This window comes from Acidiferrobacter sp., assembly GCF_054609335.1.
Window position 1 is genome coordinate 1 of the sequence record NZ_JBTRWP010000076.1, and the last position, 10543, is coordinate 10543.

The following is a 10543-nucleotide window of genomic DNA, read 5'->3' on the forward strand; positions in this document are numbered from 1 at the left end:
GGCTGCTTACGTTCCTCGAGGGCCTGTAATTATGCCGCGACCGGGCGTGCCATTGATCCGCGATCCGCCGCGAAATCGCAGCGCTGCACCGTGACGCGGAATAATCCGTGACGCGGAATAATGTGACCGAAAGGGTTCTGAAAAAGGCCATCCTGCACCGCAAGAACGCGCTCTTCTACCGTACTCTCAACGGCGCCCATGTCGGCGATACGTTCATGAGCCTGATCCACACCGCCGAACTGAACCACGTGGCCCCGTTTGAGTATCTGGTGGCACTCCAGCGCCATGCCGACGCGGTCGCCGCGAACCCCGCCGACTGGATGCCCTGGAACTACCAGGCGACGCTCGCCCTGCAAAACCCCAACCCTGAGCCCCCTGATTAGCCGATCTGCGCGGTGGCCGAGCGTTTTACGCATCTCTGCCGGAAGGACACGGTGGCGGTAGACCTCCGGGACGGGCTTCTGGCCCAGATGGTGTTTCTGAAGCCAAGGACGGGGCTTCCAGAGGGGGTCTCCCGGCCCCCAACCGAGATCGATCCCGACCAGGCGCCTCGTGGCCTAGGAGTCGTACAAGGCCCCCTTGGCCCCCGGATCGGAGAGATCGAATCCCTATGGGAGGAAGGGGATCGGCGGCATACGCCCAAGCCTCTCTTTGGCCTGCCATTCTTGCCTTGGGATCATGGCGCCCTAGGACGGCCCCGAGGTCCTGTCAGGGCACTCCTTGTCCCTATCCGTCAGGGAAGCGCGCGGATAGGCAGGCCGCCTACCGGTCGCGATAGGTGTCGGCGGCTCCGGGCATCCGGCGCCCGCATGGTACCCCTTTGCATGCGCGCCATCGCGCCATGACGGCTTGGGTAGGGGGACTTTAAGTCCGAGTGGCCTTACCTATGATCCCACGCGTACTTATGCGGGGCCGACTGCCTATGCGGGTCGCACATCCAGGCCGTTATCGCCATAGCGATGTGCGCTAGCCCGTGCGGTCGACCAATCACAAGCCCAAGTAACCGTATATAGCGGGATCGATCGGTGGCAGGGTGCCACCGGTACCGGCAGATGGCCGGGCGCCCGAGAGGCATGGCGGCGAGGCGCCGGAATTGGATGGCCGTGCTCAGGCGGCTACATCGTTTGGGGCCAGGCTGCGGTGGCCTGTGCTCATGGTGCGGAGAGGCGTTTTGCATGGCCTGAAAGCCGCCCGATACAGCAGAGTGCGCCTGGCATCCGGCAGATTCGGGTACGCCGGCCGTCCTCAGCTCTGCTCGGCGAACTCCGCCAGCAGTTCTGCCTGGACGTCCCGCCCGGTACCTTTGTAGGGACGAGATCTGCGGTATTGGCCGTCGACCTGCAGGATCCAAGCGTGAGTATTGTCCTTTAGGTAACGCTTCAGATCGCGTACGAGGCGATCGCGCAGCCGTGGCGATTGGATTGGAAAGGCCACCTCGACCCGCCGGAAGAAATTACGTTCCATCCAGTCGGCGCTCGCCAGATAGACTTCCGGTTGACTCCCATTGGCAAAGTAATAGATGCGGCTATGTTCGAGGAACCGACCTATCACGGAACGCACTTGGATATTTTCCGAGACGCCGTCGACGCCGGGTCGCAGACAGCATATGCCGCGCACGATGAGTTGAATGTGGACGCCGTCGATGGAGGCGCGATACAAAGCTTGAATGATCTCGGGTTCAGTCAGGGCGTTTACCTTGAGTATGATGCGCGCACGGCGGCCGGCCAGCGCGTGCGCCCGCTCGCGGTCGATCAGGGCCAGCATCTGGCTGTGCAAGGTAAACGGACTTTGTATGAGGTGATGTAGCGGCATGATACTGCCGAGGCTCGTGAGTTGCAGAAAGACCTGATTCACATCCTTGCCGATTTCCGGGCGACACGTGAAATAGCTGTAGTCGGTATAGGCCTTAGCGGTGCGTAGATGGTAATTGCCCGTGCCGAGATGGACATAGCGGCGCAGGACGCCGGCCTCGCGGCGCACTATGAGCGCCATTTTCGCGTGGGTCTTGAAGCCCACGATGCCATACAAGACGTGGGCTCCGGCCTCCTGGAGCTTGTTGGCAAGGGCAATATTGGCCGCCTCGTCGAAGCGCGCGCGCAGCTCGATCACAACAGTCACCTCTTTGCCGGCCTGCGCAGCCGCGACTAGGGCATCGGCGATGAGAGAGTCCGGCCCTGATCGGTACATGGTTTGTTTTATGGCAAGCACCAGGGGGTCCGCGGCCGCCTGCTGGACGAAGTCGACGACCGGCAGGAAGGATTCGAACGGGTGATGCATGAGAAGGTCGGCGTGACGGATAGCGGCGAACAAGTCGCTCCCGGATGCCAGCGTCCGCGGTACTCCGGGAACGAAACCCGGATACTTCAGGTCCGGACGCTCAATACGGTCATAGATCTCGCCTAGGCGGTTCAGGTTCACGGGGCCGTTTACGGCATAGAGATCGTCGGCCTCGAGCTCGAACTGGCGCAGCAGGAATCTGCTGGTGGCGTCCGGGCATTCGCGTGAAACCTCGAGACGTACGGCGTCACCGTAGCGGCGCGAGGCGATCTCGCCTTGTACGGCGCGCAGGATGTCATCGATCTCATCGTCGTCGATGAAAAGATCGCTGTTGCGGGTTACTCGGAATTGATAACAGCCGAGCACTGCCATGCCCGGAAACAGCCGACCTACATAGGCGTGAATTACCGATGATAGGAGCACGAATTCGTGGCTCTGGTGATCGCTGCGTGGGAGCGCAATGACGCGCGCGAGTGCCCGTGGCGCCTGGACTATGGCCATCCCGCCGTGACGGCCAAAGGCATCGCGACCCTCGAGCGAGACGATGAAGTTCAGGCTTTTGTTCAATATTCGGGGGAATGGGTGCGCGGGATCGAGCCCTAGAGGGCTCAGGATCGGCAAAAGCTCCTCCTCGAAGTGGCGGCGCAGCCAGGCGTCCTGGGCCTCGGTCCAGCTGTCGCGTTTAATGATATGAATGCGCGCCGCGGCCAGCTCCGGAATCAGGATCTCATTTAGGACCCGGTATTGCTCGGAGACCAGGTCCAGGGCCTCTTCGCGCACCGCTCGCAGGGTTTCGGTGGCGGTCTTGTCATCCGGCGCAAGTGCGGTCCCGATGATCTGGGCGCGTTGCTGGAGCCCGGCCACGCGCACCTCGAAGAACTCGTCGAGATTGGTGCTCGATATGCACAAAAACCGTAGTCGTTCGAGGAGTGGCAGACGGTCGTCCTTGGCCTGCTCCAGGACCCGCCGGTTGAAGGCAAGTACGCTCAACTCCCTGTTGATGTACAGGGATGGGTTCTTTAAATCGATGTCGGTCACGGCGCGTGCGCGGTTACGGGCCGGCCGCCCAGGTCGAGAGTGCTCACGGGTGGTTCCGCTGTTTTAGCGACAGAAGGCCGACATGGTCGGCGGATCAATGCCTGCATATTAGCATGGTTCGTGTCAGGGTCGCGCGCGCCATGCACCGGGCCCGGGAAAGACCGTGGCCGCGGCCAAGGAGTGCGGTTGTAGGAATTATGCTGGCATAAGGAACGGTGATGGTAAAAGCCCGTAAGAAAGGCACAAACCGGCGCTGGGGGAGCGTCGCGTCCGTTGACAGGGGCGGGTTGCCGCGTGATGATGGGCACGGCGTAAACCACAGGAGCGTCCCAATGTCAATATACAATAAGAAAGGGTGGGCGAGCGTCGCGTGCGCCGGCCTACTGATTCCGCTGCTTGCCTCTGCCGCCGACAAGGCCCCCACACCCGCCGCACTTTTCAAGGAGGTCCGCGCACTCGAGAACGGCGGGGCGTTGCTGCCAGGGAGCCATTTGTGGATGCATGGCTCACGGATGGCCGATTACTACACCATCGACCGGGCCAATGCGATCGCGGTAAAGGCCGCGGCGCACGGCGTCCGGAACGTGACGCGGTTCCCGGCGGGAAGCCTTTATATCAAGGAAAATTTCGATATCCATAAGGTCTTGAAGACGGTAACGGCGATGCTGAAGGTGCCGGGTTATGATAGTGCCGATCGCGACTGGGTCATGGCCGCTTACAAGCCCGACGGCCACGTCATCGCCTATGGGCGCGTGGACAGTTGCATCTCCTGTCATGCGATCGTCGCCAAGACGGATTTCACGTTCCCATCCGGAACCAATCTGCCGATAGCGACCGTGGAGAAGTTCTTCCCGGGCCAGCCGATCTCGCCTGTCTATCGTGCCGCGCTCGCGCATCAGGGGCATTCTTAAAACCCATACGATGGGTGCGCCTTTCGGGGGCCGACAGCACGGCCGGACCGCTGTCGTGCCCTCGTTTTTCCGCAGCGGTTCCGGTATCCTGCCGGATTTTTGGAGGGGCCGTGGTGGAAGACCAGGGGAGCATAGAGCAGGCGCTGCGCGAGCTGCGCGAGCGCACGGCCGCCCTTCGGGGGTATCTTTGACATCGATGCCCGAGAAGAGCGCCTAGCTGAGGTCGAGCGCGAACTTCTGGACCAGCAGGTATGGGCCGACAAGGTGCGGGCTCAGGAGCTCGGGCGCGAGCGGGCGCGGCTGGCGGAGACCGTGGGCGCCATTCGCGCGCTCGAGGCGGGTCTTGGCGAGGCTGCGGAGCTCTTTGCCATGGCACGCGCCGAGGGGGATCGGGCCACCGAGGAGGCGATTGCAGGCGATGTAGCGGGCCTTAGGACGCGTCTCGAGACCCTGGAGTTCCAGCGGATGTTTCCGGGTGAGATGGACCCGGCGAACGCCTTTCTCGACATCCAATCGGGGTCGGGCGGGACCGAGGCCCAGGATTGGGCGGAGATGCTGTTGCGGATGTATTTGCGCTACGGCGAGCGTCGCGGTTTCGCGACCGAGATCGTCGAGGCCTCGCCCGGCGAGGTGGCTGGGATCAAGAGCGCCACGATCAAGTACGTCGGTTCCTACGCCTTTGGGCATCTGCGTACGGAGACCGGGGTCCATAGGTTGGTACGCAAATCGCCGTTTGACTCCGGCAATCGCCGGCACACCTCGTTTGCGTCGGTGTTCGTCTACCCCGAGATCGATGACAATATCGATATCGAGATCAATCCCGCCGACTTAAGGATCGATACCTATCGGGCGAGTGGGGCCGGTGGCCAGCACGTGAATCGCACGGATTCCGCAGTGCGTATCACCCATGGCCCGAGCGGTATTGTCGTGCAATGCCAGACCGATCGCTCACAGCACAAAAATCGGTCGCAGGCCATGAAGATGTTGAAGGCCCGGCTCTACGAGCTCGAGATGCAAAAGAAGCGTGAGGCGCAGGAGCGGCTCGAGGAGAGCAAGTCGGATATTGGCTGGGGCAGCCAGATCCGCTCTTACGTTCTGGACCAATCGCGCATCAAGGACCTGCGCACCGGTGTCGAGGTCGCGAATACTCAGGCGGTTTTGGATGGCGATCTGGATCGATTCATCGAGGCGAGCTTAAAGAGCGGCCTGTGAGGGGAGGGGTAGGTGTGAGCGAAGGGCGAGACGACAACGAGATCACAGGAGACGAGGACCGCCATATCGCGCTGCGCCGCGAGAAGCTCGAGGCGTGGCGTGCGGAGGGCAATGCCTATCCCAACGACTTTCGCCCCAATCACCAGGCCGGTCCGTTGCTGGCCGATTATCGGGACGCCCCCGAGGAGATGTTGACTGCCGTCGGTGAACTGCGTCTGGGCGGGCGGATCATGACTAAGCGGGTCATGGGACGCGCAAGCTTCTGCCACATCCAGGACGCAACCGGGCGCATCCAGATATTTGTCGAGCGTGACGTCGTGGGTCCGGCCTACGAGGCCTTCAAGCGATGGGACCTTGGGGATATCATTGGCGTGACCGGGCGGCTGTTCCGGACAAAGACCGGGGAGCTGAGCGTACGCGCGGCACATCTGCGGCTACTCGTCAAAAGCCTGCGCCCTTTACCCGAGAAGTTCCACGGGCTCACCGATCAGGAAACGCGTTACCGCAAACGCTATCTCGATCTTATCGTAAATCCCGAGACGCGCCTCGTCTTCGAGCGCCGCGAGCGTATCGTTGCCTATCTGCGCGCGTTTCTGAAGGGGCGCGGGTTCAGTGAAGTCGAGACACCAATGATGCAGCCGCTCGCCGGTGGTGCCACCGCGCGACCGTTCGTGACCCACCATAATGCGCTCGACATCCCGCTGTTTCTACGCATTGCACCCGAACTCTACCTAAAGCGGCTGGTGGTTGGCGGCTTCGAGCGCGTTTTCGAGATCAATCGCAATTTCCGCAACGAAGGCCTGAGCACGCGTCATAATCCCGAATTCACGATGGTTGAATTCTATCAAGCCTATGCCGACTATCGCGACTTGATGGACATGACGGAGGTCCTGTTGCGCGGGATGTGCGCAGAGGTGTTGGGGACATCCATGCTCACCTACCAGGGAGAGCGCTACGATTTGGGGGCACCGTTTGCGCGCTGGACGGTCGAGGAGGTGATTCGCCGCCATCATCCGGATGCCCCGTCTGACCTGCGCGATGTCTCGGCGCTGCGGGCGTTTCTGGTCGCCAAGGGGCTACCGGTGGAACCCGGCCTCGAGGCTGGAGGATTGCAGATGGCGATCTTTGAGAAGACCATCGAGGGTCATTTGTTGCAGCCAACGTTCATAACGGCGTATCCGGCGGAGGTCTCGCCGCTCGCGCGACGCAACGATTCCGACCCGTTTGTGACTGACCGCTTTGAGTTGTTCGTCGGGGGCCGGGAGATCGCTAACGGCTTCTCGGAATTGAATGATCCCGAGGATCAGGCGCGGCGCTTCAGGCGTCAGGTCGAGCGGCGCGGGGATGGCGACGAAGAGGCCATGCACTACGATGCCGATTATATCGAGGCACTTGAATACGGCATGCCGCCCACGGCCGGCGAGGGGATCGGTATCGACCGCTTGGTCATGTTGTTCACGGATGCCCCGAGCATTCGCGACGTGATTCTGTTTCCGCATATGCGCCCTCAGGGTTCATGATCGATATCCCTGTCGTGTTCCTCATGGGGCCGACAGGGGCGGGCAAGACTGCCACTGTGTTTGCGTTGAGCCGGCTCCTGGCCATCGAGGTCATCAGTGTCGATGCCGCCCAGATCTACCGCGGACTCGATATCGGTACGGCCAAACCCACCCTTGGTGAACGCCGCGTCCTGCCGCACGGTCTCATAGATATTCGCAGCGTCGCGGAAAGCTACTCGGCGGCGGCGTTTTGCCAGGACGCGCGGCGGGCGATAGATGCCGCGCTCCGCCGCCGGCGCGTCCCGGTTCTGGTCGGGGGCAGCAGCTTTTATTTTCGGGCGCTGGAGCACGGGTTGCCCGATATCCCCGCGAGCGATGCCGCGAGGCGCGCAGCGCTGATGGCAGAGCTTGCCGCCAAAGGCCTGCCGGCGCTCTACGCGGAACTTGTCGAGCGCGATCCGCGACGGGCCTTGGCCATCGCGCCCACCGACCCGCAGAGGATCGTGCGCGCGCTCGAGATCGTCCGTGCGGTGGGGCGCGTACCGGAGGCCGGGGGGGTGCCGCAAGGGCGCTATGCATGGCTTAAGTTCGCCGTGGCCCCGCGCGAGCGCGCGGAACTTCATCGCCGTATCGGGCTACGCTTTCGGCGCATGCTCGTGCGCGGTCTTATAGAGGAGGCGGCCTGGCTGTTTGGGCAGGGGTTGCCGGCGGAAGCCCCGGCGCTGCGGCTTGTGGGTTATCGCCAGGTCGGAGAATACCTGCGGGATAAAATCCCGTATAATGACCTCGTCGAGCAGGGCAGCGCCGCTACGCGGCAGCTGGCCAAGCGTCAACTGACTTGGTTGCGGGCGGATCCGGCCGTACGATGGCTGGACGGGGATGGTCCCCGGGCACCCGAGGCCTGCGCGACGATTATACGGGATGTCATCGATGCCATGGGATATGGCTTATGACGCATAACCGCCAGGCGCCTCAGTAACGGTAATATAAGAACAGGAGAACTGTCATGAGTCAGCATAGAGGGCAGGCTTTACAAGACCCTTATTTGAATGTTCTGCGCAAGGAACATGTGCCGGTTTCGGTCTTTTTGGTGAACGGCATCAAGTTGCAGGGGCAAATCGAGTCTTTCGACCAGTTTGTGGTCTTATTGAAGAATACCGTGAGCCAGATGATCTACAAGCATGCCATCTCCACGGTGGTGCCCAGTCGTCCGGTCAAGTTTACCTTTGATATGGACGAGGCGGACAAGGGGGTAGGCAACGAATAAGTGGCAGAGTCTCGGCGAGGCCGCAGGCCGCGAGCGCACCGTCCTGGTGCATTTGCGGCTGGCGGACGCCGAGGAGCAGGAGGATCTCGAGGAGCTGCGGCTACTTGCACTGTCAGCGGGCGCGGAGATCGTCGGGGTCGTGGAGGGCGCGCGCCAACAGCCGGATAGCGCGACCTATGTTGGTTCGGGCAAGGCGGAGGAGGTGCGCGCGCTGGTCGCCGCGACCGGCGCGGAGCTGGTGGTGGTGAACGCCGCCTTGTCGCCTGGACAGGAACGCAACCTGGAGAAGGCGGTTGCGGCCCGCGTACTGGATCGGACCGGTCTCATCCTCGACATCTTTGCGCAGCGCGCCCATTCCCATGAAGGCAAACTCCAGGTGCAGCTGGCCCAGCTCGAGCACCTGTCGACCCGGCTTGTCCGCGGATGGACGCACCTCGAGCGCCAGAAAGGCGGTATAGGACTGCGCGGACCGGGCGAGACCCAGCTTGAGAGCGACCGGCGCATGATCGGCGAGCGCATCCGGGTGCTGCATAAGCGCCTCGATAAGGTGCGTAGGCAACGTCTGATGCGTCGTCGGGCGCGGCTGCGTTCCGTGGTCCCCACGGTCTCTCTGGTCGGCTATACCAACGCCGGCAAGTCCTCGCTCTTCAACGTCCTGACCGGGGCAGGTGTCTATGCTGCCGATCGCCTCTTTGCGACGCTGGACCCGACGATGCGGCGTGTGGAGCTTGCGGGGGCCGGCGCTATGATCCTTGCTGATACCGTAGGCTTCATTCGTCACCTCCCGCACGGTCTGGTCGCGGCGTTTCGGTCAACCTTGGAGGAGGTGCAGTTTGCCGATCTGCTGCTGCACGTAGTGGATGCAAGCCATCCCGATCATTACGCCTATGAGGAACAAGTCAATCGCGTGTTGGCCGAGATCGGTGCCGAGGATGTACCGCGGCTCATGGTCATGAACAAGATCGATGCGATCGGAGATCAGCCGAGGATCGAGGTCGATGGGTTTGGGCAGGCGCGACGGGTCTTCGTTTCCGCGCACACCGGTGCGGGCCTCGATGGACTGTTGGACGCTATCCACCAGCGGCTGGGGCCGCGGCAGGTCCAGGCCGTGATCCGCATCCCGCTCCACGAGGGTCGTCTGCGCTCACGCCTCTATGGGGCGGGGACCGTACTGAGCGAAGCGGTTGAAGGCGATATGTTACTCATGACGCTTGCCATGTCGCGCGAGGCGGGACGGTGGATTGCCGCCGAGCAGGGTGTGGAGGTGACGTTTATGGCCTCCGGCGAGAAAGAGCAGGACGAGGTCGGTGTGGGACACGCCTGAGGGGCGTGGGATCCCGTTTGCGAAGGGTGCCTGGGGTGTGCGGCCTTGGCGTCGAGGGTATGCGCTGGCCGGATATGGGCGCGACGCGGCCCGGGAATCTCCCGACCGATGGCCAATATGCGCTCGGGAAAGACCCGACGAATGCGCTTTAGGACATCGATGGCCGGATCTTCCTTGCCCCGGTAGTGATAGAGGCCGCCTTTCAGAGGTCCGCAGGCATCCCCGCGTCGGCCATCGACATCCCTTGGTACCCGTGATCCCGGAAGGACCTGGCAGCCTTCTGGACGATTTCCCTGGCGACGGTCTTTGGAATACCCGTCGCGCCAACTCCCGCACGGCATCTCCCTTATGTTGTCGGCCTCGAGATGCGACGGCTTAACAAGGGTGCTGCTAGCATCCAGAAAACGATCCATAGGGATCGTTCGATGTGCGAGCACGAGGATATTCTGCCTCGGGGTTATGCCCAGCGCCGTTCCCGAGACGAGGGCTGTGGCGGTGTAAACGGCTATCCAAAAGCGCGTAAATCTGGCGGTAATCCGTGGTTTTCTTCAGGACGACGGCCATCTATGAAGGGCGCTGCATCTCAAGTGTCCGGGCCATGGAGCGTGGCGTGGGTGGCCGGAAACGGCCGCTCTCAAGCGACCGACCGATCCATGCCTGATCTTTCCTGACAACCGTGGAAACACACTCGACCACCCCATCGGCAATATCCACACCAATCCCCCCAGCGCGCGCCTTTCATAAGCTTCGCGCGGACGATGCGGTTGCAGGCCAACGGGGGAGTGAGGCCGTTATCGAGGATCGCGGCGCTTTTAGGATGTCCGGTCGGCGGCGCTTTACCGCATGGTCGTGGATATGGGGCAGGCCTATGGTAACCGTCCGTGCACATCCAGCAATTCTAAATGTGGTAATAGTTCTCAATACGAGCCCCTCCCGATAATCAACGGGCTTCGGGGGCTGGACAAAAGCCGGGCCTTGTTATATAACGTCGCTGGGTCATAAAAACTCATGCGAG

At 62.1% G+C, this 10543-nt stretch carries 7 protein-coding genes and 1 pseudogene; 7 read left to right on the plus strand and 1 reads right to left on the minus strand.

Going from position 1 to position 10543, the window contains the following annotated elements:
- Positions 1–107: 107 nt before the first annotated feature.
- On the plus strand, positions 108–383 hold the full coding sequence (locus ACYCTF_RS13400; protein ID WP_461285030.1) for a hypothetical protein: 276 nt from the start codon (positions 108–110) through the stop codon (positions 381–383).
- Between the two features lie 862 nt (positions 384–1245).
- On the opposite strand, the gene ppk1 is transcribed toward ACYCTF_RS13400, so the two are convergent.
- Positions 1246–3315 carry a polyphosphate kinase 1 gene (ppk1, locus tag ACYCTF_RS13405; RefSeq protein WP_461285031.1) on the minus strand — a complete coding sequence of 690 codons (2070 nt, stop codon included), beginning with the start codon at positions 3313–3315 and terminating at the stop codon, positions 1246–1248.
- A 332-nt stretch (positions 3316–3647) separates the two neighbouring features.
- On the opposite strand from ppk1, the gene ACYCTF_RS13410 reads away from it, so the two are divergent.
- The 6 genes and pseudogenes from ACYCTF_RS13410 to hflX form a co-directional block, all read left to right on the plus strand.
- Complete coding sequence (locus ACYCTF_RS13410) at positions 3648–4226, plus strand: cytochrome P460 family protein (protein WP_461285032.1); 579 nt, start codon at positions 3648–3650, stop codon at positions 4224–4226.
- A gap of 113 nt (positions 4227–4339) precedes the next feature.
- Positions 4340–5438, plus strand: a protein-coding gene (gene prfB / locus ACYCTF_RS13415; RefSeq protein ID WP_461285035.1) for a peptide chain release factor 2 whose coding sequence is annotated in 2 segments (ribosomal slippage) — positions 4340–4414 and positions 4416–5438 — 1098 coding nt in all. Because the reading frame shifts where the segments join, the coding sequence is not laid out codon by codon here.
- A gap of 14 nt (positions 5439–5452) precedes the next feature.
- Positions 5453–6958 carry a lysine--tRNA ligase gene (lysS, locus tag ACYCTF_RS13420; protein WP_461285033.1) on the plus strand — a complete coding sequence of 502 codons (1506 nt, stop codon included), beginning with the start codon at positions 5453–5455 and terminating at the stop codon, positions 6956–6958.
- Positions 6955–7890, plus strand: a complete 936-nt coding sequence (gene miaA / locus ACYCTF_RS13425) for a tRNA (adenosine(37)-N6)-dimethylallyltransferase MiaA (protein ID WP_461285034.1) — start codon at positions 6955–6957, stop codon at positions 7888–7890. The genes lysS and miaA overlap by 4 nt, the downstream gene beginning before the upstream one ends.
- Before the next feature lie 53 nt (positions 7891–7943).
- On the plus strand, positions 7944–8204 hold the full coding sequence (gene hfq, locus ACYCTF_RS13430) for an RNA chaperone Hfq (RefSeq protein ID WP_065969872.1): 261 nt from the start codon (positions 7944–7946) through the stop codon (positions 8202–8204).
- A 25-nt stretch (positions 8205–8229) separates the two neighbouring features.
- A pseudogene (gene hflX / locus ACYCTF_RS13435) lies at positions 8230–9528 on the plus strand (ribosome rescue GTPase HflX); the annotation flags it as partial.
- Positions 9529–10543 lie beyond the last annotated feature (1015 nt).